Here is a 25,970-nt window from a genome sequence, read left to right as displayed (position 1 = left end):
AACCAGTGTTGTATCACCAACACTGGTTTTTGAGCAACACTAGAGATCAGAGATCAATCAACGAAGTAAGGTAGTTGCTCTTGTGTTAAAGCACTGTCAACAGCAAACTCAGCGTGCTCTGTCACATTGATCACATTCCAATCAGTCAGATCTTGGGAAAATGCCTTTGCCGACTTAAACATCCATTTCATATTGGCGACTTTGGACGTAACCCAATTGCTTATATCTTGATTGAAGCTTTTGGCATCATAAAACATAAAAGACATATCAATTACATTTGATGTATCCCAGTTGCTTATATCCTGATTAAATGCATAAGCACTTCTAAACATATTAGACATATTAGTTGCACTTGAGGTATCCCAGTAACTGATGTTCTGATCAAAGACTTTCGTCAGTGCGAACATGTATGCCATATTGGTTACACTTGATGTATCCCACCGACCAATATCCTGATTGAAGCTCTCTGCTTCATTAAACATCCATTCCATCTTGGTGACCTTGGAGGTATCCCAATTACCGATATCCTGATTGAAATTTTCGGCCAAATAAAACATATAGGACATATCGATTACATTTGACGTATCCCAATCGGCTATACTTTGATTAAACAGGAGTGCCCTTGAAAACATCCAAGACATATCTGTTACTTGGGAGGTATCCCACCGAGAAATATCATGATTAAAAGCTTTTGCCGCATCAAACATACCGCGCATATCACGTACCTTCGACGTGTCCCACCGGCCAATATCTTGGTTAAACATATAGGCCTCTTTAAACATCCCACCCATACTGCGCACATTAGATGTATTCCAGTGGCCAATATATTGATCAAAAGCATAGGCGCGATGGAACACCAGCGACATATTCGTGACATTTGAGACATCCCAATAACCAATATTTTGGTTAAATTTACTTGCTCCCCAAAACATGCCTGACATATCCGTTACATTGGACACATCCCAATAGCCAACATCTTGATTGAACTCTTCCGCTAAGTTAAACATGTGGTGTATATTTGTTAAATTAGAAGTATTCCAATAGCCAATATCTTGGTTAAATTTTTTTGCGCGGAAAAACATTAAGTTCATATCCGTTACATTCGATACATCCCAATCACTGATATCGGCATTAAAGGATTCTCGATCATAAAAAACCCTACTCATGTCCGTGACTTGCGTGGTACAAAAGCGGATCTGGCCACGCTCAAGATAATCCAACATGGTCTTGTCTCTGATAAGTGTGTTGTCGACCACAACATAAACCTGCCCGTTCTCAAGTATCACAGAGTTGACAGCTTGGTCTGGGCATTTTACTGAGATATCGGCGGCAAAAGCGGAATTGCCAGCGAGCGCTAACGCGCCGACGAAAAGTGACGTAAGTGTACGTTTCATTTATTTTCCTAGAATTGAATAGACGTTATTGAGGAAACTGTGGAAGGTCGTCTTGAGACAGACCGCTGTTTTTAGAAAAGTCTGAATGTCGTTTGACTTTACTAACATCCCAAACGGTTAAATCTTGGTCAAAGCGCTTAGCACCTAAAAACATGCCGTCCATATTGGTGACGCGGCGCGTATCCCATCGGCTGATGTCTTGGTTAAAGAATTCGTCTTTAGCAAATAAATGGCTCATATCCGTGACATGGCTAGTGCAAAGTTGGATATTGCCATCAAGGAAGTTTTGCCAGTAATCAGAGTTGCGGATAAGTTGGTCATTCACAACCACAAACAACTCTTCTTCTTCAATCAGCACAGTTCCCGGGGTGTTCGATTCACAGGTGATACTTTGTGTAGCAAAGGAAGAGGCGCTGCTAAGTAACGCACACGCAAGCACGATAAGTTTTAATTGCATTTGAGATATTTTTCTTATCAATGAATAGTGCGTGCGATTATATTTATAAATTGATTGTTATATAAGTCGGGGTTGTTTTATTATTTATACCAATAATTTTAATTGAGACATTCAATATAATATTCTTCAATATTATTGATTTAAATAATTATTAGTGACAACTATTGTTTTTATTATCATTTATTTAATTTAAAACCTTCCCGCTATATGTTCATTACCTAACCAGACAGTTCACTGATATAGCTTGAACATTGACTAAGAAGTAGTAGGCGGCTCAAATAACAAAAAAGGCGACAGTTTAACCTATCGCCTTTTACTATTCAGAATCTAGATTCCATTATTCCCAGTCAAGAATCACTTTACCTGATTGGCCGCTACGCATTGCGTCAAAGCCTTTTTGGAAATCGTCAACCTTGAAGTGGTGAGTGATGATTGGCGTCAAATCCAAGCCCGATTGAATCAATGATGCCATCTTGTACCAAGTTTCGAACATCTCGCGGCCGTAGATACCTTTAATTACCAGACCTTTGAAGATCACTTGGTTCCAGTCGATACCCATGTCTGAAGGCGGAATGCCCAGCAGTGCAATTCGGCCGCCGTGGTTCATTGTCTTCAGCATGGTGCTGAATGCTGCCTGAACACCTGACATTTCAAGGCCCACATCAAAGCCTTCCGTCATGCCCAGCTCTTCCATTACGTCTTCAAGCTTTTCTTCCGCAACGTTGACTGCGCGCGTCACACCCATTTTACGTGCAAGCTCAAGACGGTATTCATTCACGTCTGTAATCACAACATGACGAGCACCTACGTGCTTAGCGACTGCCGCCGCCATGATACCGATTGGGCCAGCACCTGTGATCAGTACGTCTTCACCCACAAGGTCGAAAGACAGAGCCGTGTGTACAGCATTGCCGAACGGGTCAAAGATTGATGCTAGATCGTCTGAGATACCTTCAGGGATTTTGAATGCATTGAATGCTGGAATCACTAGGTATTCAGCGAATGCCCCTTCACGGTTTACACCCACACCAATAGTATTACGACATAGGTGAGTACGGCCGCCGCGACAGTTGCGACAGTGACCACAAGTGATATGGCCTTCGCCAGAGACACGGTCACCGATTTCGAATCCGCGGACTTCTTGACCAATAGCAACCACTTCACCCACGTATTCATGACCAACGACCATAGGAACAGGAATCGTGTTCTGAGACCACTCATCCCAGTTGTAGATATGAACGTCTGTACCACAAATTGCGGTTTTCTTAATTTTGATCAGAATGTCGTTATGGCCAACTTTCGGTTTTTCAACCTCAGTCATCCAGATGCCTTCTTCAGGCTTTAGCTTAGATAGCGCTTTAATTTTCATTACTTAATGATCTCCATGTCACGACCCACTTCGATGAAGGCATCGATGGCGCGATCAAGTTGCTCACGCGAGTGTGCCGCAGACATTTGTGTACGAATACGTGCTTGGCCTTTTGGTACTACTGGGAAAGAGAAGCCAATAACGTAAATACCTTTTTCTAGGGCGCGCTCTGCGAACTCAGCCGCAACTTTCGCATCGCCAAGCATGATTGGAATGATCGCGTGGTCAGCGCCACCCATAGTGAAACCAGCGGCTTCCATACGAGTGCGGAAATGTGCTGCGTTTTCCCATAGACGGTCACGTAGGTCACCACTTTGCTCTAGAAGATCAAGAACTCGGATAGAAGCATTAACGATGGCTGGTGCTACCGAGTTTGAGAACAGATATGGACGAGAACGCTGACGTAGCCAGTCAATCACTTCTGCTTTACCTGAAGTATAGCCGCCTGATGCGCCGCCCATGGCTTTACCTAGCGTGCCTGTGATGATGTCGATACGGTCAACCACATCGTGGTACTCGTGAGTACCTGCGCCTGTTTTACCCATGAAACCCACCGCGTGAGAGTCATCGACCATAGTCAGTGCGCCGTACTTATCAGCAAGGTCACAGATAGCTGGCAGGTTAGCGACTACGCCGTCCATTGAGAATACGCCGTCTGTAACGATAAGGATGTTACGAGCGCCTGCTTCTTTAGCCGCGATTAGCTGCTGCTCAAGCTCTTCCATATTGTTGTTTGAGTAACGGAAGCGCATTGCTTTACACAGGCGAACACCATCGATGATTGAAGCGTGGTTAAGTGCATCAGAGATGATCGCGTCTTCTTTACCCAGAATCGTTTCGAACAAACCAGCGTTAGCATCAAAACAAGAGGTGTATAGGATTGTGTCTTCTTTACCAAGGAACGTAGAAAGCTTTTGCTCCAGCTCTTTGTGAATATCTTGAGTACCACAAATGAAACGAACAGACGCCATACCAAAGCCGTGCTTATCCATGCCTGCTTTACCCGCTTCAATTAGCTCAGGGTGGTTAGCTAGGCCAAGGTAGTTGTTAGCACAGAAGTTAAGCACTTCTTCACCTGTAGAGATTTTTACAGCCGCTTGCTGTTGAGAAGTGATGACGCGCTCTGACTTGTAAAGACCTTCAGCCTTTACTTCTTCAATCTGTTGTTTGATCTGTTCGTAGAATGCAGAAGACATTTCAAATTCCTTCCTAGTTATTATGTTAAGTACATTGCTTATTCATCACCTTCGTTTTCAAATTCGAAGGCGTCAAAAGTTGCCCTAAGTGTAATTCAAGCACGCTATTTTCATTATCCCACCAGATGGAAAAACATTAGTGAATTTCAGGCACAAATAAAGAATTTTTATGATAGCAATCACAATCCATGTTTTGTGTGATGAAATTTCGCGCTTCATATCAAATAGAAAATTTCTGTCTGAAAACGATATGGAGCCTTAAATCACAAGCCCTCACAATGCCCGCCCTTAACTTTTAACTAACGAGCATTGCACATGACCTTATCTGATCAGCTAATCCGTGACGCTTTTTCGAACGGTTGGCATACATGCGTTTATCAACCAAAAGTGGAACCGAGCTTCGAAAAGATTCAAGGCGTGGAAGCACTGTTCAGGCTAGACATTCCGGGCCAAGGCATCTATCTGCCTTCGCGCTTCATTGAGAGAGCTTTTGAGCTTGGTTATGAAGAAGCTATATTTTTCATCGTCTTGGAGCAATCTCTGAAAGACGTTAAAGGCATTGGTGCCAATATTGGCTTAGCGATCAATATCAGCCATCAGGTGCTCGTTAACCCAGAAAACATCGAACGCGTCCGAGAACTGCTTTGGGAATTTTCATTCCCAGCCTCACGCCTGACTTTTGAACTGAGTGAGAGTGAAGAGTTGGATGAGCAAGTTTCGCCACAAGTGAAAGCATTCCAGAACATGGGGATTAAAATCTCTATCGATGACTTTGGTGCTGGCTATTCAAACTTTAATAAAGTGCTCAGCCTGAACATCGATGAGATAAAATTTGATCGTTCCATTATCAACAACAATGAGATGCGCAGTGCGGCACTCATCAAAAACATTCTTCAATTTTGCCGTGACTTTGGTATCACCTCTGTTGCTGAAGGCGTGGAAGATTCTGACACTCGAATTTACATTCGCAATCTGGGGTTTGATACCTATCAGGGCTTTCATTTCTCAAAACCAGTACGAATCCACGAACTAAGGCAGATTGCAGCATGATCATTCGCGCATCCACCCCTGCCCCATTACCGCATCAAGAATCGATTAAGCAGTTTCGAGTATTGATTGTTGACGACAGCACCCTATTCATTCAAAGCATCCGAAAAATGCTCAGTCAGCTCAAAGTCGAAGACAAGAACATAAGCCATGCGTCTGATACGCGCTTGGCTTCTTGGTATCTGCGTGATCGCAAAGACTCTAACGCGATGTACGATATCATCATCTGTTCTTACACCTTCAAAGGTAAGCCGATGGGAAGAGAATTCCTACGCTATCTGGAAAAAGAAAAAGTAAGAGAAAAGCTGACCGCCTTGATCATGACGGACAACGCCATGGATCTTGAAACGTTACGAGAGGTTGATACCTTTCTGCCCGATGGCTTTATCACTAAACCATTTAACCACAATCAGTTCTTGAAAAAGTTCAGCCAGATTACAGATAAAGGCATACGTATCAAGGCGGTAAAGACGGCCTACTACCAGCAACAGTATGAAGATGTTCTGCGCTTAACTCAGAAAGGGACTAGCGTAAAACCGTCAATTTCAAACGAGTTACTCAGGCTACGTTGCATGTCTCTCAGTAAGCTTAAACGCTATGATGAAGCCATAACGTTGTGCACTTCTTTGCTCGATTCAAAGCGTGAGTGGCCGTTGGTGACCCTGATCGAACTGTACAGTTTGAAAGGCCAAAACCAACACGTTTCTGAGTTATTGGCGAGCACTCCCGCCATTAAGGAACACCCACGAGTGAACTGGATGCTTCGCGAAAGTGAAGTCACAGCGGACAACTTTCAAAAGCTGATTGGAGATTACAAGAAAGCCCCGAGTGATCATGAAAAGACCATTAAGGCTGCGATGCTGCATTTGTATTCGCTTGACTATCAGGCTGCCATCGATACCTTGACCATGTTTATCAGACACAATCGCTCTAACCCTTTACTCGATAAGCGTACTATCTTTTTTCTCAAAGGGCTGAAAGCGCTCAATCACGTTTTTGTGGGCGGAAACACTCAAGCCGAATCCAAGGAGCTCAGCAAACTCACGGATACCAAAGACCCGCAGTATAAGCTTTACTATCTGTTCCTCTACATTTTGAAGCACTACGATAAGAAAAACTTGTTTGCCACTGGGCAGCGAATTGAAGCGTTTCGCAATCGCGCCATTTATGCCAAAGACAATATGGTTTTGCTGTTGCTAGCGCTGGCATGTCATCACTTGGGTCTGCACTCAAAGGTGACCACACTGTTTGAACAGCGCTTAACGTTCGTCGAAAACGACTACTTATCCATTGTCACGAACAAGGTATTGTCCAGCCTAGTGCAACTAAACGATGACAAAGAACTGCATTTTGATACTAAGCGGGACGCCGACCTCTCCACACTGGTATCAATGACGCACTCATCACCTTTAAATCGTCAATACCATGAAGGGTTTATTTCCCAACTGGCAGACATCGTAAAGAGACGTAAGGTGAAAAAGAGTAAGGAAATGATTGCTCATATCGAGTCAAGTATCGCGTATCTGAAAGACTCATACGAAGAACTGGGACAAATCAGTGAGCTAGTTAGACTCAAATCCGAATATGAGCTGATCAAAGTTAACTTGTAACAAACTCAACACTTTTCTTCTTTTGCTTCAGATCATGGTAGCGAATGTACTTAAAGTAGACATCGTGTCTATTTTGTATCGTTTGAGAGAAAGGATTCTCAATGACTTTCCTAATATCTGCACGATAAAAGATAAAACCGTGCTGATGGCAACAGGGCTCAAAATACAAGTCATATAGAAACTGGCTCATTGCAGGGTCTATGGTCGGGAAGCTGACGTATGTATCTTCAAGGTTTCTAGAGAGATAGTCGAAAATTTGCCGACGTATAACGATGCTCGAAGCCCCTAAGCTGAGAAACATATTGGAGGTTTTATCGTAAGCAAAATGCCCGACTAAAAGGCCTTCACTTCGAAAACAGATCACTACGATATTGTCCTGAGAAAAACCCAGTTGTTGAGTGGTCGCGAGAAAATCATAGCCATAGAGCTTAGTGTGTAATGAGCGTATCAGCCCCAGTTCCTTCGTAGGTAAAGACGAGAAGCTATACGTATCAACGTGAGTGACTTCATAATCATAAGCGACATCCGAGTTAAATGGCCGATTCATCAACTTAATCGCCGCCTTAACTTGAGTCATTTCATCGACAGAAAAGTCATACTCAACTTGAAAGAAACTCGCTAAGCCGACGCGACGAACGAAACTCGGTGTGGTTTTCCCCCTCTCCCACTGACTGATCATCACCTGATTTACCCCAGAAAAGGCGCGATGGGAGTTGGAAAGTAGATCTGCTAATTCTTCTTGAGACAATTGTCGCTCTTCGCGTAACTGCTTCAAACGCTCGCTGAAATTTTCTTTATTCATCGCCAACTTACCGAAGTTTATTTTTAGTGTAGTTTATACTGGAAATGAATTGGAGACATCGTAGAAACACAAAATAGGCGCTGGTTAATCTAACCTATCCGCCTGTTTTGGTGACATAAAAGAATGCGCGTGTTACTTTTCTAACACTAAGGTGACTATAGTGAGCAATACGACAGCGAGTGCGGCCAGCAAGATATCTTGCATCATTGAGCCCAAGTCAAGAAGAAAGCCTGGTTCTTGCATTTTGAGTACCTCTTGCTGTTTAACATTTCGCCACCTTATCGATTCAACAATTCATTAACAACCGATTTAATTCTCAATTTAAAGACATATCACGGTTTCAATTTGGTTAATTCAAAACTTATCGCTTTGCTCCCAGATCTTGCATCCTTCATTTTGATCGTTGATGAAGGTAGCTTTACTGCCGCTGCAAAAAAGCTCGATGTGACCCCTTCCGCACTGAGTAAATTGATCACTCGGCTTGAGTCAGCCCTGTCCGTAAAGCTGTTTGAGCGCACGACACGAAAACTCGTTATCACGCCCACTGGGCAGCAGGTTTATGATCAGGCAATTGTGATGGTAAACGCCGCCCAGCAAGCTTGGGAGCTATCAACAACCGATCACAAACAAGCGACAGGCTCTCTTACCATTGCAGCACCGGAAGCTTTCCTCAACTCAGTTTTGCAGCCTTTTGTTGTGCCGTTTTTACAGCAGTATCCGGATATTCAGTTGAAGCTACGTGTCGCTGATGGCGAGATCGATCTACTCAGAGACGGGATCGATGTTGCGTTCAAACTCACCGATAAACCCGATGAAAACTTGGTACTTAAGGAAATCGGAAAAACGAACCTTGTCCTTTGTGCCAGCCCTGAATACATAGATAAACGTGGTATGCCATCCCACCCGACTGATCTACAGCATCATGACTGCTTGTATTTGGCCGAAACTGAGCGAGACAACATCTGGGACTTTTTCAAAGGCGACGAATTCCATTCAATGAATGTAGCTGGCCGCTATGCAGTGAACCACTCTCAAATGCGCCTCACTGGAGTGAAAAATGCACTCGGCATTGGCATCTTCCATGATTTTGTTATCGCGGAAGCCATCGAAAAGCAACAAGTTGTCCCTGTTCTCTCCGACTGGACAATCAAAAGTAACTACCATGGCGCAGTCGCTATGCAGTACCCGCAAACCAAATACATGCCCGCTCGCCTACGTGTCTTTATTGATTACATCAGTCAAGTATTAGGCGATAAACTCGCCAGCAAATAACGAGAACCCTATGTTTAATAAAATTCATCACGTTGCGATTATTTGCTCTGATTACCCAGTATCTAAGCAGTTTTATACCCAAGTATTGGGGTTAAAAATCCTAGCCGAAAACTTCCGAGAGGCGAGAAGTTCTTACAAGCTCGATTTAGAGCTCCCAGATGGCTCGCAAATTGAACTGTTCAGCTTTCCCAGCGCTCCAGAAAGGCCAAGTTTCCCAGAAGCGCAAGGCCTTCGCCATCTAGCCTTTGAAGTCGATAGTGTTGAAGAGGTCAAAAGCTATCTCGAAAGCAAAGGGGTTGAGGTGGAGCCTGTGCGCATCGATGAATTCACCGGAAAAGCCTTTACGTTTTTCCAAGACCCAGACGGCTTACCGCTGGAGATTTATCAGGCACAAACTAAATAGGGTGGTAGTCATTGCCGATTGGCGATTGGCGACAACCTACTCACGATGCCCTTGCTTACGAAACCATATAGACACTTTCTCAAGCAAACTGCGCCGGACTCGCTTTTTGATGATCCGGCGAGGTTTAGGATGATTCATCAACTTTCCCTCGTTTCACGTCTGATGATAGAGCGCCACTTCTGTAGAACAATCCGCTCTCCAAAATCACACAAAGAACGCCTCCCACGCTATACGCAAACAAGTCCTTCCAGTCAAAAGTCGCTCCCAGAACAACGTAAAGCGGAGAAGTAGGGGCAATCCCCAACCATTGTGCCAACTGAAAGTACTGGCTAAGCTCAACCAAGGTTGCAATCCCGACCACCAGCATTGCCAAAACCTTAGGATTAATTCGAATCACTGACGCTATGGTGTAGTAGAGCCACATCACAACCAGAACATCTCCAAACGTCGGCCTGATGAAACTGTCCCGAACATGACCAGCAATAAAAATCAGCACGACAAGCATCATCAAACTCACCAGAGCATGATATTTCGAAAAACGGACATTAATGCGGGAAGAAGAGCCGCAATTACGGCTCTGACTAATTTCATGCGACTTCGTGTTATGCATCTGTACTACCCGCTTGTTCGTCGTTCGCTCTCTCTACGGCTTTTTTACTGCGTTCATACCAATCTACGTTTCTGGTTATCACCATCACGAAACTGAGAATCACGAAGCACAATAACGTCCCCATCAGGAGTGCGTAGCTTTCAGCCTGAAGTAGCCCGAAGAGTAGTCCGTATAGACACAATAAACTCACACCAAATACTGTACCGTGCTTGGTATTGTCCAACATACCGCCTACATAGACACTGAGGAGACAGGTAGAAGCCAACACAGAAATAACATATGCCCAGTTAAACCCGGTATGTTCACTGAGTGAAATCAGCAATAGATAGAACAGCGCCAGAGCGAGACCCACAAAACCGTATTGAACAGGGTGAACGGGGCGAGCCTGAAATAACTCGAGCAAAAAGAAGCTGGCAAACACGAGCGTAATAACTAAAAGCGAGTAGTTAATGGCACGATGCGATTTGAGGTAATGGTCGACCGGATCAATTAGGTCAACACCCATTTGACGTTGTTCCAACTCATAGCAGGACGATTCTTCTTCCATGCAGTTTTTAAACAGCTGCGTGATATTGGATGAAAAGTTGTTGCTCGCCCATTGAGCGTTGAACCCAGATTCAGACACGGTTGATTCTATCGGCAGGTAATCACCGATGAAGCTCGGATGCGGCCACTCTGAAGACAATTCCACGGTTGTGGTTTTCCCGATAGGTGTTACCTGAAGCTTCCCCATCCCCTGCAATAAGAAGTTAAGATCAAAATCGAGGGGCTGAGAAAGGTCTAAATGCGCTACATTTAGCTGAGTATGAAACCCTTGAGCCAGTTGCTTGATACCGGTTCCCGGCACAACATCAAACGCCTCGCCTCCCAGCTTCATTTGATCCAATTTCACTAGCCCACGGCTGTCTTTTACGCCAACCACCATTTTAATTTGTTCGATCTTATATCGCTCAAACTCGTGCAATGCCGACAGATCAAAGGATCCTTTGAGCGCACTTTGCGCTTTGTACAAGCGAGCTTTGTAGATACCACGATATTTCTCGAAACTTTCCAGATGAGCAGACATATCAAAAGTGTTTGGCAAAATGTAAGCCTGACGCTCAACGTTGTAAGTTCTGTCTTCACGACGAACGGTTTCCGTGAAATCAATCGCGATAAAGGGGCCAATAATGCGTTGTTCACCACTGCTGCTGCGTGCGATCTCATCTCTAACTTCTTGTTGGCGATAAGAGCGCTCAGAAACAAGGCCACTGACCATAGACACTGGAATCTGTAGCAAGACAAACAAAAACAGCACAAAGCCAAACTTCATGCCGAGTTGATTATTGAGGATTTTCTTCATTTTTCTTCTCCTTAACTGATGTTTTAACTGTAAAACAGCAAGTTGGAGAAAAGATGGAGCGTTTATGGAGTTTTTATGGAGAAGGAAAGCTCAAGGTGACTTTGACGCCTTGTTCTACGTTCTCGATAAGCAATGAGCCTTTGTGTAGCTTCACGACCTGCTCCACAAAATTTAGCCCTAGCCCAGTGCTTTTCACGCCATTTTGACGTGCAAGCGAGTAAAACCGTTCTGTGAGTCGAGGCATTGCGTAATCGGGAATCGGAGGCCCTGCATTAAATATCGACAAAGCGACGTGTTCATTTGACTGTGAGTACTGCCAAAGAATCGAACCGTTGCCTTCAACAAAATCAAGCGCATTGTCCATGAGATTAAACAGTGCCTGCTGGAACATAAAGCTATCACCGACCAGCTCAAAGTCAGAGCTAATTGACGCTTCACATGCCACTCCTTTGGCATTAAGCCGTGCATCTGAAGCCGATACGATCTCGTCGAGCATAACCTTGATGCTGATTGATTCCTGCTTATCTAAATGTGGTTGCTTCTCTAGTCGAGCCAGCTCCAGTAGCTTATCGATCAAAGACTGCATCCGATCGCTTTCACGCTCTATGTTAGTCGCAAATCGTGCCACTTTTTCGCCAGATAAAGGCATCTGCAATATTTCGCTGGCTCCCTTAATGGCAGAAAGCGGGCTCTTGAGTTCATGGGTTAAGGTTTGCACATACTCTTCGACATACTGCTTGCCATCGAGTTGATTACGCATGTTTTCTAATGCATCACTCAAGGTGCCGTATTCATAAAACATGCGAAATGTTGGCTTGGTGACCTTCTCACCCTGACCCATTTTCACCGCGTAGTTTTCCAACTGATTCAGTGCTGAGTGAATGCGCCAAGCGAATAAAGCACCAGCCAGTAGCACTAGGCCACTCATCCAAACCATCCAGAACAAAACGTTGCGCTTTGAGAGGTCAATAAATGGCTGAACCGAACGGTTGGACTTTGCGACTGTCACACTGCCAATGATTTCGCCTTTGTGATAGATGGGAGCCGCGACATGCATCACCGTTGATAGAGGATCATCTGGGTCTTCAGCGGTGCTTCGCGCGCCGTATTGGCCGCGCAGCGTCAGATAAACATCATTCCATCTCGAATAATCTTCTCCGACATCTTGTTGCCATGAGTCCGCAATCACAATCCCATTTTTGTCTGTAATGTAGATACGATGATTGATCGCCTTTTTGCCGATTTCCCAGATGCGTGCTTCTGGTTCTCTTAAGCCATACGCAGTAAGCAGTTTAGAGAATCGACTTTCTGAAATCTGACCATTCGCCACGTCTTCTTCTGCAAGCACAGCCAAGAGATTGGCCATGTCCACCAGCGTTTCTTCAGTCGTTTGACGAACCGTCGGTTTAAGCTCCTGAATCACAGTGGTACTCACGGTGTAGGCCGTCATACCGACAAGAACGAAATACAGAAAAAACAGTCTTAATCCGAGTGGAATTTTAGGCCATTGCATCGTTACTCACCCGCTTTATCGAAGTAGTAACCGAAGCCGCGCTTGGTGCATATACGATCAGCCATCGAGAAAGGCTTCAGCTTGTTGCGTATCGCTTTAATGTGGGAGTCGATATTACGCTCGTAAGATGCATGCGGTGTCATGTCAGCGGCGAGCATCAACTGCTCACGACTTAAAACACAGCTGGATACGGAGATGAGTTTGCTTAGGATCTTAAATTCGACAGCGGTCAAACCCAGTGGCTGGCCATCAACGCTGTAATCAAAGTTGTCTGCCTTTAGGCCACCATCAAACTCTTGTTCATTCGAAGATTGGGTTGTCGTCGGGCGTGATTTGATGCGCAGTTTGATTCGCGCCAACATTTCCCTTGGGCTAAAAGGCTTAGTGACATAGTCATCGGCGCCAATCTCCAAGCCCACAACGCGATCGATTTCGTCATTTCTCGCCGTCAGGAAAATGATGGGTACATCAGAAAACTCACGAATGGTTTTGCAGAGTTCGAATCCATTGCCATCGGGTAAGCCGACATCAAGTACCAGCAGCGCCGGCTCACTCTGTTTAATGAACGCCAGCCCTTCACCTGCCGTTGAAAACCACGCCGGCTGATAGCCATCCATTTCGAGAACATGAATTAAGTTGTCTGCAATGGCAGGCTCATCCTCAATAATGACAATCGTTGTTTTGTCGTTCAATGCTTCAACTCCGCGCGGCCACGTTTCCGTACTATGACTGATACATGATTACAGACAATCATTTGCATGAATAGTTTAGAAACCAAAGAAGCGCATAGGCCAGGTTACTTCGCCCATTTCGATCAAATCATAAATGGTGAAAAACACGGCACAGATAACCGCCAATTTGAGAAGACGATAAACGATGAACATAAAAACTTCCTTAAGCATGAAAAAAGCCGCTAGCGCGGCTTTTAAACGACATTTTTAAGTCATTATATTGAGTTCAACACCAGCGTCGACTGATATTTTTGTTTCAGGCCAAGAGCCTTGATTTAAACATCTGAGGCAACCTGCTCTGGCTTGTTGGGACGAAGTTTGAAAAGCGATTTCGGAGCCTTCGTCAACAAGATTCCGCACAACAAAGGGAGCATCAGAGCCAGTGATTGGTAAGACAACATCTCGCCATTGATGTACGCAGAAATAAACAGAGCAACAACAGGGAAAATCAGAAAGCAGATTGACGCCTGAAACGGTGTAGATACTTGGCCAAGCTTAAAGTAAGCCACAATCCCGCCAACGCTGGCTATTAAACCTAGATAAACGACAGCAGAAATAGAATCCCACGTAAAAGACTGCACATCGACTTGTTCTCCCATTGAAGACACGACGAACAAAAATATGGAAGCCACCAAACACGGCAATGCGTTATAGGTGAGTACTTGAATGTCCTTACAATGTTTCTGAACAAGCACGTACATAACCGCATGAATCGCAACAGCCAACCCTAGAGATGCCGTACCAATCAGGTAGTCGGAGCCGCCCATCTGCATTTCATTACCCAGAATTAAACACAAGCTGATCACCGCCGCGATAAGCCCAAACACCTGATGCTTTGCAAGTCGAAGCCCAAGGAACAAACCAGACATCAACATCACAGCTACGGGCATGTTAGCAAAGATGATGGAAGCCAAACCGGAGGAGATATATTGCTCACCGTAGATCATCAAAGTGAAAGGAATCGCAAAATACATTAGCGCTACAATGATAACCCACTGCCCTTTTCCTTTCGGAAACAGTAATGGTTGACCAAACACTTTAGCCAGTACAGCTAGAAGCGGTGCAGCAAGTAGAAAGCGCAATGCGGTAGCAAAAATCGGCGGAATAGAATGCAACGCCACTTCCATAGCGAACCAGGTGGTTCCCCAGATTAAGCAAACAGAAACAAAAAGCAGAAAAGTTAGAGACTTCGAATTCATGGTGACTACTACTCATTTAATAATTGTTGTAAATCATCAGCTTGTAGAGCAATAATGACGTAGCACAGTATACGGGGTTCACCAGAGAAAATTTTTGCCTTTGAATCTATAAATCATTCAAAATGGGGAAATTAATTCTTTTATAAGACATATTTTAGAAAAATATACCACCAAAGGACTCTTTAAAAATATCATTATATTCAGAATGGATATAAATTATTTTCATTACTTTAGGTGTTAACCAAGAGACATAACCCAGAACAATGCAAACTTCAAAGTACTGTGTGAAAAACAATGTAGCGCATTTTTGTGTGCCCTATACCCAGACACGCAGGAATGCATGTGATTGAATATGCTTTAAGCTTCAACAATTATTTATAAACTTATGGCTAAACGAAATGACGGCATCCTAATTCACTTGTGCAGTGCACCTTGGTGGGTCAGCGTCACAGTGTCTCTTATCACCTACTTTGGGCTTGCCAGCGTCTTACCAAGAATCTTTGCATCCTCAGACAATTTTATTCTGAATGCGATTGGGCCCAACTTGCCAAATCTAGCGCCTTTGTTTGGTTTTTTGTTTCTAATTCCCGCTCCAATCTCGTTAATTGCTCAACGTAACAAAAAGCAGAGGTACAGCCGAACCACCGCACAACTTAAAACTCAACAATCCACCGCTGCATTAAATGACCTGATCTGGATTGAGTTTGAGAGTTACATAGGAGAGTTTTTTAAGAACAAGGGTTACCACGTAAAACAAGCTTTCTCTTCGGCTCCCGACGGCGGGGTCGATATATGGCTTACCAAAGATGGAGACGTAAGCTTAGTACAGTGCAAACACTGGAAAAGCAGAAAGGTTGGCGTTCAGGTATTGAGAGAAATGTACGGTGTTATGCTGGCTAATCAGGCCAAACAGATGATCATCGTAACCTCCGGCCACTTCACTTCGGAAGCAGCCCGATTCGCCGCAGACAAACGCTTTTGGTTAATTTGCGGCGATGAGCTGGTGAACATGGTGGAAGACGGACGCTACTTCATTGACAGGTCGTCATCCGAACCATCAAAACACGACGAAAATAGCGTCCAGTGTCCTAAATGCCAGTCAGAATTAGTACTCCGGACTGCGAGGAAAGGCAAGAATTCAGGCAAGCAATTTTATGGCTGCTCCTCTTTTCCTAAATGTCGATTTACTTTAAACACCTAACGATTAAAAACGTGGCTGTTAGCAGCAAGAGTAGCGTTACGCATTCACTCCTTTCATACCTTCAGCGGTATAACGATCACCGACAGGCTTAAAATGGTTGATGGCTCGTTCCAGCATTTTATGGTCCTGAGTCGTCAGCTCAATATTTACCGCTCCAAGGTTATCTTCCAAGTATTTAAGTCGCTTCGTACCCGGAATCGGTACTATGTCTTTACCTTCGGCAAGCAACCAAGCTAAAGCGATTTGGGCCGAAGAACATTCTTTCTCAACCGCCAACTTCTTTACCGCGTCGGATAGCGGTTGATTAGCCTTTAAATTTTCAGTGGTGAAGCGTGGAAGTGCTTTGCGAGCATCGTTCTGGGAAAAGTCCTTTTCTGACTGAATATTGCCAGTCAGAAATCCGCGCCCTAACGGCGAATATGGCACGAACCCAATCCCAAGTTCGCGACAAGTGGGCAAAACTTCAGCTTCGACATCTCGAGTCCAAAGTGAATATTCCGTCTGAACCGCCGTTATCGGATGTATTACATGTGCTCGTCTCAGCGTGTTTGCGCTCACTTCAGAGAGTCCAATATGTGCGATTTTCCCAGCAGAAACCAAATCACTTAGCGTCTCCATTGTAGTTTCAATTGAGGCATTAGGGTCCAAGCGGTGAATGTAGTAGAGATCTATACACTCAACGCCGAGCCGACGCAGTGAGCCTTCACAAGCCTTTTTTATATACTCTGGGCTGTTATCAATACGTCGCTTGTATTCTCCCGGTTCACGTATAATGCCACACTTGGTTGCCACTTTTACGTTGTTGGGATGAGCCCTTAAGAATCTGCCAATCAGTTCCTCGTTATGATGGTCACCATATGTATCCGCTGTGTCCAAAAGCGTACACCCTAGATCAACAGCTTTGTTCAATACCTCTAATGATTCTTGGTCATTTCTGGGCCCATAGAATTCGCTCATTCCCATGCAACCTAGACCGATCGCAGATACTTCTAAGCCATTTCCCAAGATACGTTTTTCCATCATCTAAATTTCCTTGGTTTGTTGTGTTGTTCACAGTATGCTCTCCCCAAAAGGAGGTTCATATGGCCAATAAACGCAATCAACTTTCCGAATTCGGAAACCATAAACACAGTAGACTTAACTGGGATGATGCGCGAGTCTTCTTGGCCATAGCGAGAGCAGGAACACTAAGTGGCGCATCCAAAACACTAAGAATTGGTATCGCGACTGCGACTCGTCGTCTCGAACGCTTAGAAAATGCACTTGAACTGCGGTTGTTTGTGCGTGACCAGCTAGGTTACAAACTTACCGATGAAGGGCTGTCACTTATTCCTCAAGCGGAAGCTCTTGAACAAGCCGGATATGCATTTGGCTCTGCGGCACAAGGTACTGATGATGGGGTTTCAGGCCACGTTCGTTTAGCAACCGCACAAGGACTGGCTGATCACTTGATCATCCCAGCCTTACCAAATCTACTAAGCAAGCATGATGGACTCAATGTAGAAGTGGAAACCAGTGTTTCAACCGTCAACTTGCATCGCAGAGATGCAGATATGGCTATACGTATGGTTAGGCCAGAGAGAGGAAATGTAACTATCCGCCGCTTAGGAGAGTTAGGTTTTGGGCTTTACGGATCTGAAAGTTATATAAACAGAAGGCCTCGTTCAAAGCAGACAAATCCCTATGTGAATGATGACTTCATTGGCTGGACGGAAACTCAACAACACCTTCCTGCTGCGCAATGGATACAAAAAACACTACGTGGCAGAACTTGCAAGCTCACTACGTCCAGCTTGTCCGCGCAGTTCAGTGCCGTTCATGCTGGCCTTGGGCTCTCAATTCTTCCTCACTTCATCGCTAAACAACAAGGTCTCATCTGCATTGAAAATGAAGTAGGCTGTAATCAACCTATCTGGCTAGCTATTCACGCAGATTTAGCACACTCAAGACGAATAAGAGTGGTCGCTGATTTCTTAAGCGAGCTAATTTATGAGAATCGTGAATCACTGGAGTTTGGGAAATGAAACTAGGTTGCCGAAAAGCCCATGAGTACCTGTTGTAACTTGCAAGCCCATCGAATACTAAAAAAGCCGCTTAAAGCGGCTTTTATTTAACAATTAGGTTCTAGTGCACTGGCTTGTCGGTTTTTGAGTAAAACTTGCCGAAGTACTGTTCTAGGATTTCTGGCGTTAGCTCGCCTGCTTCTTCAAGCTTTTTCAGCTCTGCCGCGATAGCTTTTTGCTCTTCAAGTGATGGAAGCGCTACCTCAGGCTCATCACTCATTTCCTGAGACATTTGCTCTAGCTCTTTTTCAAAATCACTCATGATATTACTTACCTAATCAATATAAAAACTGGGGCTAAGTTTACCCACTTAGCCCCAGTTATTCTAGCTTACGAATGGTTTTATAGCTTAAAGCTGCCCACCATACGGTCCAGACGTTCTGACAACTCTTTCAAGTCAGAACTCGCGGCTGCCAGCTCTTCTGCCGTACTGGTTGTCACTTCGTTGATGGCGTTAATCTCTTCAATGTTTTGGTTGATGGTATGCACAACCGTGGATTGCTCTTCTGTCGCCGTTGCAACCTGAGTATTGCGATCAGAAATATCATGGATTCGCTCAGAGATATTCACCAGCACTTCTACTGCTTCATCCGATGACGACACACCTTCATGCGTGACAGATTTGCCTGCTTCCATCGCGGTTACCGCATCTTTGGCGTCGCTTTGAAGCTGGTTGATCATCTTCTGGATCTCTTCTGTCGAATCTGCGGTTCGGCTTGCCAGATTGCGAACTTCATCCGCAACCACAGCGAAGCCACGCCCTTGCTCACCCGCTCGTGCCGCTTCGATTGCCGCGTTCAGTGCCAACAAGTTGGTTTGATCAGAGATATCACGGATAACATCCAGAATTGAGCCAATCTCCTGCGTTGTTGATGCCAACTGTTCAACCACTTGACCGGTGTTTTCGATGTCCATCGCTAAGCGGCTGATGGCATCCTTGGCCTTGTTAACAACATTTTGTCCGACTTGAGTGTTATCTGACGCTTGGTTCGCGGTTTCTGCAGCGGTTGCCGCATTCGATGCAATCTCACTAATCGTTGCGCCCATTTCATTAATCGCCGTGACTACCTGAATGGTTTGGTCGCGCTGAATCTGGCTGTTATCGTGAGTCGTGTTAGCTTTGTGAGAAACACTATCAGCGGCGGTTTGTAGCGCACCACTGGTTGACGCCACTTCTTTCATCGACTCGTGTATCTTCTCGATAAAGCCGTTAAAGCCTTCAGATAGCTGACCAATCTCGTCGCTGCTCTGAACTTCGATACGCTGTGATAGATCACCATCACCACGGCCAAGGTCGGTAAAACGAGCGGCAATGGATTTGATTGGGCGTGTGATGCTGTTGGCTAAGAATAAACCCATGAAGATAAACAGAGCAGCAACCACAATCGTCGTAAAGGTCATCTGCTTAGCAACATAGTTAAGGTCAGCAAACACTTCATCAACAGGGGCTACACCAATTACAAACCAGTCCATTGAAGGAATATACAGGCTTGAAACGAACACTTGCTCGCCTTCGTAGCTCGCTTCAATCAGGTTAAAGCCAGATTTATTGAGAAGCGTAGAAGCTTCGCTTCCATACAATTGAGATAAAGTCGAACTAGCTTTGTCCTTCTGACGATGAATTTGTACCTGCCCCTGTGAATCCGTCAGGAACACAAACCCCGTGTCTTCGATTTGGAAACCGTTAAGCAACCTAACCATGTCATCCATTGACTTAGACAAGCCAGACATGCTGAATCCGTTTACAAACTGGAAGTTAGCGAACATTTTCACTTCACCAGTCGATTCCTGAAACATGCTGACCATGGTTGGCTGGCCCGATTGTGTGAAGCCAAAGAACCAGCCATCCTGCTGTTGGTTTAACTGACGCAAGAAGCCATTTTGGTTCCAATAGTAAGCCGTTTCACGGTTCGCAACAGAGGCATCATTCAAACTGTATTGGTTGCGAACGTTGTTGAGCTCTTTAACCAGCATCGCTTCCACTTGAGGGTCGATATTGGTCGTACTGACCGCTTGTTTAATAAATTCATTGTTTGCTATTTGCTCGGCGGCACGCAGTAGCTGAGTCACATCGTAGTCGATTTGTCCTTTGATCTGGTCCAGCATAGAAGGCAGTTCGATATCTACCAACCTATGTTCGAGGACTTCACGTGCCTGACGCTGTGCCATCACTCCGACAATAATTGTCGATGCGAGAACAGCAAAAGTGATACCCGCAACAACCTTTTGCTTAATACTGATCGCGTTTAGTTTCATCATTCGAGTTGCCCTATAGCGCTTTATGATTGTATGAAAGTGGAAATCACGATGAATTTTTGGCTTAGGAGGAGAGCAAGCCCAACTAAATCGTGACGCACTTGTTTATATCGGACAAAAAATACATTCCTTTACTGAATAAGTCATCAATTTCACACTAATTTGCAAACCAATTTTTCGATATTGAACACTTGCATGAAGAGTGAAAATCCCCATATTGTAAGCAACTGAAATTATAGAACTTATGTTGCACGACTAAGTTGGCTAGTTATTAACCACCCAGTGCGCGACATCAGTCAATGGATGAACTTTTTCACTTCAAAATCCACTAAGTGAAAAAGCGAGGAGATAGACATCGATGAACTCTCAGTCATTTCATAATCTACAGCAATACTTGGAAAGCCAAGTTATTGGTCAGACTGAACTTGTTAAACAACTTTTAGTCGCTCTACTGGCCGATGGCCACATTCTGGTTGAAGGCCCTCCTGGGTTAGCGAAAACACGCGCCGTAAAGTCATTAGCTGACTGCATTGAAGGCGACTTCCACCGGATTCAGTTTACTCCCGATCTGCTTCCTGCCGATTTAACCGGCACTGATATTTTCCGTCCAGAAACGGGCGAATTTACATTCCAAGCAGGGCCGATCTTCAACTCACTGATTTTGGCTGACGAAATCAACCGTGCCCCCGCGAAAGTTCAGGCCGCGATGCTTGAAGCCATGGCAGAAAAACAAATCACCGCTGGTCGTCAAACATACCCACTGCCAGAGCTATTTCTGGTGATGGCGACACAAAACCCAATTGAGCAAGAAGGCACCTACCCGCTTCCTGAAGCGCAATTGGATCGCTTTTTACTGCATCTCAATGTGGACTACCCGAATGCAGAAAGTGAGCTGGAAATACTTCGCCTGAATCGCGGTGAAGCAAAAGGCGAGGAAAAAGTCGCTCCGCCTGTCCTTTCTCAACAAGATATTTTCTCTGCGCGTCAGAAAGTGTTGAACATCCACATGGCGGAAGGGGTCGAGAACTATATTATTCGTCTCGTTATGGCGACACGCCAACCAACACAATACGACGATACACTGAGTAACTGGATAGAAATGGGAGTCAGCCCTCGCGCAACCATCGCGTTAGATCGCTGTGCCCGTGCTCACGCTTGGCTCTCTGGTCGTGACTATGTATCGCCAGAAGATGTGCAGGCAATGGCTTTTCCAGTTCTCAGACACCGTATTCTGCTCAGCTATCAGGCTCAAGCCGAAGGCATTAGTGCCAATCAGGTGGTTAACCGCCTTCTGTCTCTGGTGGGCAGTGCATAAGGGTTACAGATGGATAAACAATTATCCCCATACTCTGACGGCGTAAACTTGTGTCTTGACGAACTGCTTTACTACAAGCAGCAAGCGATCAAGTGGTTACCTCCTGCTAAGAGTTTATGGTCTCAAATGCTGGGGCAACATCAGAGTAAGCAACTAGGCCGAGGCATGGACTTCGCTGAAGTCCGCCAGTACCAACCTGGTGATGATGTGCGCAGCATTGATTGGCGCGTAACCGCTCGAACTGGCAAACCTCATACCAAGCTTTTCACAGAGGAACGAGAGAAGCCCATCATTGTGTATGTGGACTTCAGTGCCAGCATGATGTTTGGTTCTCAGCTGATGTTCAAATCGGTCTTGGCATCCCATATGGCAAGCCTGATTGCGTGGTTGTCTGTTGCTCAGCGAGATCGTATAGGTGCAATGATTGATACCGGCGACCAGCTGACTGAGCTAAAGCCGACCAGTCGTAACCAAGGGCCGCTCGCGTTAATTCAGCATCTGGTGAAGCTTCATCGGGACAAACTGCATCAATCGACTACGCCCCACTCCTCAGATATGGGCCATGGTTTACAGGCGCTGAACCGCCTTTGTCCCAAGGGGAGTGAAGTGGTCATCATCAGTGACTTCCTGCGTTTCTCAGAGTCAAACCAGCCATTACTCACTCGGCTGCGTGCCCACAACCGCGTACGATTGGTTCATATTTCCGATCCTTTGGAAGCGGGTATCACCAGTTATCGTGGAGTCGAGCAAGTTTCCGACAAACGTCAAACGCTGTGGATGGACTTTTCTTCACGAAAAGCACGCGATCAGATTAAGTCTGTTTTTGAACAAAAACAGCAAGACCTGAAAGATTTATCTATTAACCATGGCTTGAGTTTTACCCGTATCTCTACCCAAGAATCATTACTACAACAATTATCTGGACGTAATCAATGAGCACCAATAACAAGGATTCACTATTACCACTTAATCCAATGCATTTACCGGAGGTGCCCTCGTGGTTTCCACTGGCATGGGGATGGTGGGCGACCGCAGGAGCGATTGTCTTTGGCACATTGATAATTTGGCTGACCTATCGCTGGAATAAAAAGCGCATGGCACCAAAGAAAACCGCGCTGAAGCTTATTCAGGCAGGTGACAAACCTGCTGAAGCCATTGAATTATTACGTCAGGCCGCGCTGTGTTACTACCCAAGAGAAGAAGTAGCGCAGTTAACGGGCAAAGAGTGGTATGCCTTTCTTGATACTCAGGTGAAATCACCCGTGTTCCTTGAGAACTATGAACTCTGGCAAGAGGCTTTGTATTCAAAAGAGCCCGTAGGAAACGCTTCTGAACTGATTACCCATTGCTCCCTGTGGGTCGATGAGGCGCTTCCGCCAAAAAGAAGGAGAGCCAAAGTTGGCTAACATCGAATTCGTATGGTGGTGGGCATTTCTGCTGCTACCACTCCCCATACTGATTTATTTTTTACTGCCGCCAGTTAAACAGTCATCTCCCGTTTATATGCCCTACCTGCCCGACTCAGCGGTAGGCAGCGCGCCGAGGAACTTATTGGCTAAAGTTTTGGCAGGTCTGGTTTGGGTTTGTCTGGTTACCGCGGTTGCAAGACCTGTCTGGTATGGCGACCCTGTCACGACACAACCGAAGCATAGAGACATGATGCTGGTTGTTGATCTGTCTTACTCGATGAGTAAAGAAGACATGCAATTTAACGGTGACTACATCGACCGTTTAAGCGCAGTCAAACAGGTCTTATCTGACTTCATTTCCAAACGTCAGGGAGACCGATTGGGCCTAGTGCTGTTTGCCGATCACGCTTATCTGCAAACACCATTAACGCTTGATAGACATACCGTTGCCGAGCAGCTCAATCAAACCGTATTACGCCTTATTGGGACTAAAACCGCGATTGGTGAAGGCATAGGGCTAGCGACCAAAACGTTCGTCGATAGCGATGCACCGCAGCGTGTGATGATACTACTCAGCGATGGCAGTAACACTGCGGGCGTACTTGACCCAATCGAAGCGGCCAAAATTGCCAAGAAGTACAACGCCACGATATACACTGTTGGCGTCGGCGCCGGAGAGATGATGGTTAAAGAGTTTTTCATGACACGTAAAGTCAACACAGCTCAAGACCTAGACGAAAAATCTCTGATGGAAATCGCCAAGCTCACAGGTGGGCAATATTTCCGTGCCCGTGACAGCAAAGAACTGGCGACTATCTATGACACCATCAATAACCTAGAACCTGTTAGCCAAGCCACACAAACCTGGCGACCACAACAAGAGTGGTTCGGGTTTCCACTTGCAATCGCACTGGCGGGCTTCTTCGCACTTATTATCATCAGGAGGAATCATGTCTGATTTTCGCTTCCTCTATCCAGAGTGGCTGCTGGTACTCCTTCCATTATGTGGGTTAGTTTTTTGGCTCTCAAAACGCAGCCGTAACCAGACGTTAATTGCCCCCCATCTTGCCAAGGCAATGGGTATACAACACAAATCGGCACGCAATGCTGTCACTAGTGCAATCGCCATCTGCGGTTTAATCGCCACAATTGCTCTCTCTGGGCCAAGCTTTACCAGCTCTGAAAGGCCTAGTTTCAGCAACGACAGTGCTCGTGTGCTAATCATGGACATGTCGATGTCTATGTATGCCACCGATATCAAACCTAACCGGCTGACTCAGACTAAATACAAGGCCAGTGATCTACTCAAAAAATGGAGTGAAGGTACCACGGGTCTCGTCGCTTACGCTGGCGATGCGTACACCGTTAGTCCGATGACTTCAGATACGCGCACCATTCAAAACCTGATCCCCAACCTCAGCCCCGAATTGATGCCCTACCCCGGTGCCGACGCAGTAAAAGCCGTCCGTTTAGCTATTGATATGATGAAGAACGCCGGCTTGTCTCGTGGTGACATCATACTCTTCAGTGATGATTTGGATAATGCGGAAACCCAAGGAATTAAAGATCTTCTTGAGGGTACGCACTGGCGACTGTCCATTCTGGGTGTAGGTACCCGCTCAGGAGCCCCGATACGACTCAGTGATGGCACTCTGCTCAAAACCGATGCTGGGCAAACCGTGGTGGCGAAATCCAACTTCAGTAACATGAATAGCGTATCCAAATCCCTTAGTGGTTTCTTTACACCTATTCAGCTCAATAACAGCGACATAGACGCCATAGCCAATCGCACAAGTAGCATTGAAAGCACGAGCAAGCTAAACCAAGCACAACAAATCAGTGATCGGGTCAACAGTGGTATCTGGTTAGTACCCTTGCTTATCATCCCGGCGCTTCTTATGTTCCGTCGTGGTTTTTTGTTTTCGATGATCATCTTGGCTTACCCACTACTATCACCTAAACCAGCGATGGCTTCAGCTTGGCTTAACAGTAATCAACAAGCCAAACAGCTCTACGATGCCGAGCAGTATCAAGAAGCGGCGGATCTGTTCGAGAACAAAGAGTGGCAAGGTATAGCGCAGTATCAGGCGGGCAACTTCCCTGCCGCCATCAATGCACTTAAAGATTCGCAGACGCTAAACGGAAAATACAACCTCGCTAACGCCTACGCTCAAAACCGAGAGTTTGATCAAGCCATTAGCCTTTATAAGGACGTGCTCAAACAAGATCCGAGCAACGAAGATGCAAAGAAAAATCTGGAAATTGTCAGACAACAGCAACAGCAACAGCAACAGCAACAGCAACAGCAACAGCAACAGCAACAGCAACAGCAACAGCAACAGCAACAGCAACAGCAACAAAAGTCTGGCGATGACTCCTCATCAGAGCAAGAGAATTCCTCTCAATCTGGGCAAGATTCATCTTCAAATGAGAAATCCTCTGACAAGCAATCTCAAAAACCTCAGCAAAACCAAGAAGAGACAAGCGAACAGCAGAAGCAACAGGAATCAAGTTCCGAAACTTCTCAGCAGCAACAAGAGCAGGACAAGCAACAGCAAGGTGCTTCAAAATCGGAACAAGAGCCCGATCCGCAAGATAAAAGCGCGACTCAACCACAAAGCGCAGCTGAGCAGGAGCAAAATTTAGAACAGATTGACCCTGCACTTCGCAAACTGGAACAGGTCGAAAGCGCGCGTGACCCTAGCCGTTTACTCAGAGCTCAGATGATGTTGCAAGCTCAGCAAAAACAACCACCGCAGAATACAGGTAAGAAGTGGTAAC

General features: G+C 45.4%; 24 protein-coding genes. 11 read left to right on the top strand and 13 right to left on the bottom strand.

Annotated features, from left to right (window positions below):
• Positions 1–53: 53 nt before the first annotated feature.
• From F0265_RS11385 to F0265_RS11370, 4 genes are all read right to left on the bottom strand, one after another.
• Positions 54–1,394 (bottom strand): BspA family leucine-rich repeat surface protein, encoded by a 1,341-nt coding sequence (locus F0265_RS11385; RefSeq protein WP_171748962.1) that lies wholly within the window; start codon positions 1,392–1,394, stop codon positions 54–56.
• Positions 1,395–1,419: 25 nt separating this feature from the next.
• Entirely contained in the window at positions 1,420–1,851 is a 432-nt protein-coding gene (locus F0265_RS11380; protein WP_171748961.1) for a BspA family leucine-rich repeat surface protein, read from the bottom strand.
• A 337-nt stretch (positions 1,852–2,188) separates the two neighbouring features.
• On the bottom strand, positions 2,189–3,220 hold the full coding sequence (gene tdh, locus F0265_RS11375; protein ID WP_006960706.1) for an L-threonine 3-dehydrogenase: 1,032 nt from the start codon (positions 3,218–3,220) through the stop codon (positions 2,189–2,191).
• Entirely contained in the window at positions 3,220–4,416 is a 1,197-nt protein-coding gene (locus F0265_RS11370; protein ID WP_006960704.1) for a glycine C-acetyltransferase, read from the bottom strand. The genes tdh and F0265_RS11370 overlap by 1 nt, the downstream gene beginning before the upstream one ends.
• Before the next feature lie 315 nt (positions 4,417–4,731).
• On the opposite strand from F0265_RS11370, the gene F0265_RS11365 reads away from it, so the two are divergent.
• Positions 4,732–5,466, top strand: coding sequence for an EAL domain-containing protein (locus F0265_RS11365; RefSeq protein WP_171748960.1), 735 nt, complete (start codon positions 4,732–4,734; stop codon positions 5,464–5,466).
• The gene (locus F0265_RS11360; RefSeq protein WP_171748959.1) at positions 5,463–7,073 is read left to right on the top strand and encodes a response regulator; all 1,611 of its coding nucleotides are present in this window, start codon (positions 5,463–5,465) and stop codon (positions 7,071–7,073) included. Before F0265_RS11365 ends, F0265_RS11360 begins: the two co-directional genes overlap by 4 nt.
• On the opposite strand, the gene F0265_RS11355 is transcribed toward F0265_RS11360, so the two are convergent.
• Entirely contained in the window at positions 7,063–7,875 is an 813-nt protein-coding gene (locus F0265_RS11355) for a helix-turn-helix transcriptional regulator (protein WP_171748958.1), read from the bottom strand. The two genes, F0265_RS11360 and F0265_RS11355, sit on opposite strands and share 11 nt — an antisense overlap.
• A gap of 345 nt (positions 7,876–8,220) precedes the next feature.
• Between F0265_RS11355 and F0265_RS11350 the strand changes: the two genes are divergently transcribed.
• Both F0265_RS11350 and F0265_RS11345 read left to right on the top strand, forming a co-directional pair.
• Positions 8,221–9,147 (top strand): LysR family transcriptional regulator, encoded by a 927-nt coding sequence (locus F0265_RS11350; RefSeq protein ID WP_171748957.1) that lies wholly within the window; start codon positions 8,221–8,223, stop codon positions 9,145–9,147.
• 10 nt (positions 9,148–9,157) lie between these two features.
• Positions 9,158–9,550 (top strand): VOC family protein, encoded by a 393-nt coding sequence (locus F0265_RS11345; protein ID WP_171748956.1) that lies wholly within the window; start codon positions 9,158–9,160, stop codon positions 9,548–9,550.
• A 124-nt stretch (positions 9,551–9,674) separates the two neighbouring features.
• On the opposite strand, the gene F0265_RS11340 is transcribed toward F0265_RS11345, so the two are convergent.
• The 5 genes from F0265_RS11340 to F0265_RS11320 all read right to left on the bottom strand — a co-directional run bounded on the left by F0265_RS11340 (position 9,675) and on the right by F0265_RS11320 (position 14,945).
• Positions 9,675–10,160, bottom strand: a complete 486-nt coding sequence (locus F0265_RS11340; protein WP_253809432.1) for a DUF2809 domain-containing protein — start codon at positions 10,158–10,160, stop codon at positions 9,675–9,677.
• The gene (gene creD, locus F0265_RS11335) at positions 10,153–11,502 is read right to left on the bottom strand and encodes a cell envelope integrity protein CreD (protein ID WP_171748955.1); all 1,350 of its coding nucleotides are present in this window, start codon (positions 11,500–11,502) and stop codon (positions 10,153–10,155) included. The genes F0265_RS11340 and creD overlap by 8 nt, the downstream gene beginning before the upstream one ends.
• Before the next feature lie 73 nt (positions 11,503–11,575).
• Entirely contained in the window at positions 11,576–13,015 is a 1,440-nt protein-coding gene (gene creC / locus F0265_RS11330; RefSeq protein WP_171748954.1) for a two-component system sensor histidine kinase CreC, read from the bottom strand.
• A 2-nt stretch (positions 13,016–13,017) separates the two neighbouring features.
• Positions 13,018–13,707 carry a response regulator gene (locus F0265_RS11325; RefSeq protein WP_171748953.1) on the bottom strand — a complete coding sequence of 230 codons (690 nt, stop codon included), beginning with the start codon at positions 13,705–13,707 and terminating at the stop codon, positions 13,018–13,020.
• A gap of 314 nt (positions 13,708–14,021) precedes the next feature.
• Positions 14,022–14,945 carry a DMT family transporter gene (locus F0265_RS11320; protein ID WP_171748952.1) on the bottom strand — a complete coding sequence of 308 codons (924 nt, stop codon included), beginning with the start codon at positions 14,943–14,945 and terminating at the stop codon, positions 14,022–14,024.
• Positions 14,946–15,330: 385 nt separating this feature from the next.
• On the opposite strand from F0265_RS11320, the gene F0265_RS11315 reads away from it, so the two are divergent.
• Entirely contained in the window at positions 15,331–16,146 is an 816-nt protein-coding gene (locus F0265_RS11315) for a restriction endonuclease (protein WP_171748951.1), read from the top strand.
• 36 nt (positions 16,147–16,182) lie between these two features.
• Here the strand turns inward: F0265_RS11315 and F0265_RS11310 are convergent, their stop codons facing one another.
• Positions 16,183–17,169, bottom strand: a complete 987-nt coding sequence (locus F0265_RS11310) for an aldo/keto reductase (protein WP_216607858.1) — start codon at positions 17,167–17,169, stop codon at positions 16,183–16,185.
• Between the two features lie 59 nt (positions 17,170–17,228).
• Here F0265_RS11310 and F0265_RS11305 point away from each other — a divergent pair, with 59 nt between their 5' ends.
• Positions 17,229–18,170, top strand: a complete 942-nt coding sequence (locus tag F0265_RS11305; protein WP_171748950.1) for a LysR family transcriptional regulator — start codon at positions 17,229–17,231, stop codon at positions 18,168–18,170.
• A gap of 100 nt (positions 18,171–18,270) precedes the next feature.
• Here F0265_RS11305 and F0265_RS11300 read toward each other — a convergent pair whose 3' ends face one another.
• Together F0265_RS11300 and F0265_RS11295 are read right to left on the bottom strand one after the other, a co-directional pair.
• Positions 18,271–18,471: a chromosome segregation ATPase gene (locus tag F0265_RS11300; protein ID WP_006960686.1), complete on the bottom strand. Its 201-nt coding sequence runs from the start codon at positions 18,469–18,471 to the stop codon at positions 18,271–18,273.
• An 80-nt stretch (positions 18,472–18,551) separates the two neighbouring features.
• On the bottom strand, positions 18,552–20,468 hold the full coding sequence (locus F0265_RS11295; protein WP_171748949.1) for a methyl-accepting chemotaxis protein: 1,917 nt from the start codon (positions 20,466–20,468) through the stop codon (positions 18,552–18,554).
• A gap of 355 nt (positions 20,469–20,823) precedes the next feature.
• Between F0265_RS11295 and F0265_RS11290 the strand changes: the two genes are divergently transcribed.
• The 5 genes from F0265_RS11290 to F0265_RS11270 are packed head-to-tail and all read left to right on the top strand — an operon-like array spanning position 20,824 to position 25,969.
• Positions 20,824–21,780 carry a MoxR family ATPase gene (locus F0265_RS11290; protein WP_171748948.1) on the top strand — a complete coding sequence of 319 codons (957 nt, stop codon included), beginning with the start codon at positions 20,824–20,826 and terminating at the stop codon, positions 21,778–21,780.
• Between the two features lie 9 nt (positions 21,781–21,789).
• Positions 21,790–22,716 (top strand): DUF58 domain-containing protein, encoded by a 927-nt coding sequence (locus F0265_RS11285; protein ID WP_171748947.1) that lies wholly within the window; start codon positions 21,790–21,792, stop codon positions 22,714–22,716.
• Entirely contained in the window at positions 22,713–23,186 is a 474-nt protein-coding gene (locus F0265_RS11280) for a DUF4381 domain-containing protein (protein WP_171748946.1), read from the top strand. Before F0265_RS11285 ends, F0265_RS11280 begins: the two co-directional genes overlap by 4 nt.
• Positions 23,179–24,147, top strand: coding sequence for a VWA domain-containing protein (locus tag F0265_RS11275; RefSeq protein WP_171748945.1), 969 nt, complete (start codon positions 23,179–23,181; stop codon positions 24,145–24,147). Before F0265_RS11280 ends, F0265_RS11275 begins: the two co-directional genes overlap by 8 nt.
• Complete coding sequence (locus F0265_RS11270; RefSeq protein WP_171748944.1) at positions 24,140–25,969, top strand: VWA domain-containing protein; 1,830 nt, start codon at positions 24,140–24,142, stop codon at positions 25,967–25,969. Before F0265_RS11275 ends, F0265_RS11270 begins: the two co-directional genes overlap by 8 nt.
• Position 25,970 lies beyond the last annotated feature (1 nt).

This window comes from Vibrio sp. RE88 (assembly GCF_013113835.1).
Taxonomy (GTDB): domain Bacteria; phylum Pseudomonadota; class Gammaproteobacteria; order Enterobacterales; family Vibrionaceae; genus Vibrio.
This window is presented reverse-complemented; position numbering and strand designations above follow the sequence as displayed.

Coding starts and splice junctions, on each gene's coding strand:
- F0265_RS11385 (WP_171748962.1), bottom strand. CDS start 1,394: ATGAAACGTACACTTACGTCACTTTTCGTCGGCGCGTTAGCGCTCGCT.
- F0265_RS11380 (WP_171748961.1), bottom strand. CDS start 1,851: ATGCAATTAAAACTTATCGTGCTTGCGTGTGCGTTACTTAGCAGCGCC.
- tdh (WP_006960706.1), bottom strand. CDS start 3,220: ATGAAAATTAAAGCGCTATCTAAGCTAAAGCCTGAAGAAGGCATCTGG.
- F0265_RS11370 (WP_006960704.1), bottom strand. CDS start 4,416: ATGTCTTCTGCATTCTACGAACAGATCAAACAACAGATTGAAGAAGTA.
- F0265_RS11365 (WP_171748960.1), top strand. CDS start 4,732: ATGACCTTATCTGATCAGCTAATCCGTGACGCTTTTTCGAACGGTTGG.
- F0265_RS11360 (WP_171748959.1), top strand. CDS start 5,463: ATGATCATTCGCGCATCCACCCCTGCCCCATTACCGCATCAAGAATCG.
- F0265_RS11355 (WP_171748958.1), bottom strand. CDS start 7,875: ATGAATAAAGAAAATTTCAGCGAGCGTTTGAAGCAGTTACGCGAAGAG.
- F0265_RS11345 (WP_171748956.1), top strand. CDS start 9,158: ATGTTTAATAAAATTCATCACGTTGCGATTATTTGCTCTGATTACCCA.
- F0265_RS11340 (WP_253809432.1), bottom strand. CDS start 10,160: ATGCATAACACGAAGTCGCATGAAATTAGTCAGAGCCGTAATTGCGGC.
- creD (WP_171748955.1), bottom strand. CDS start 11,502: ATGAAGAAAATCCTCAATAATCAACTCGGCATGAAGTTTGGCTTTGTG.
- creC (WP_171748954.1), bottom strand. CDS start 13,015: ATGCAATGGCCTAAAATTCCACTCGGATTAAGACTGTTTTTTCTGTAT.
- F0265_RS11320 (WP_171748952.1), bottom strand. CDS start 14,945: ATGAATTCGAAGTCTCTAACTTTTCTGCTTTTTGTTTCTGTTTGCTTA.
- F0265_RS11315 (WP_171748951.1), top strand. CDS start 15,331: ATGGCTAAACGAAATGACGGCATCCTAATTCACTTGTGCAGTGCACCT.
- F0265_RS11310 (WP_216607858.1), bottom strand. CDS start 17,169: ATGATGGAAAAACGTATCTTGGGAAATGGCTTAGAAGTATCTGCGATC.
- F0265_RS11305 (WP_171748950.1), top strand. CDS start 17,229: ATGGCCAATAAACGCAATCAACTTTCCGAATTCGGAAACCATAAACAC.
- F0265_RS11300 (WP_006960686.1), bottom strand. CDS start 18,471: ATGAGTGATTTTGAAAAAGAGCTAGAGCAAATGTCTCAGGAAATGAGT.
- F0265_RS11295 (WP_171748949.1), bottom strand. CDS start 20,468: ATGATGAAACTAAACGCGATCAGTATTAAGCAAAAGGTTGTTGCGGGT.
- F0265_RS11290 (WP_171748948.1), top strand. CDS start 20,824: ATGAACTCTCAGTCATTTCATAATCTACAGCAATACTTGGAAAGCCAA.
- F0265_RS11285 (WP_171748947.1), top strand. CDS start 21,790: ATGGATAAACAATTATCCCCATACTCTGACGGCGTAAACTTGTGTCTT.
- F0265_RS11280 (WP_171748946.1), top strand. CDS start 22,713: ATGAGCACCAATAACAAGGATTCACTATTACCACTTAATCCAATGCAT.
- F0265_RS11270 (WP_171748944.1), top strand. CDS start 24,140: ATGTCTGATTTTCGCTTCCTCTATCCAGAGTGGCTGCTGGTACTCCTT.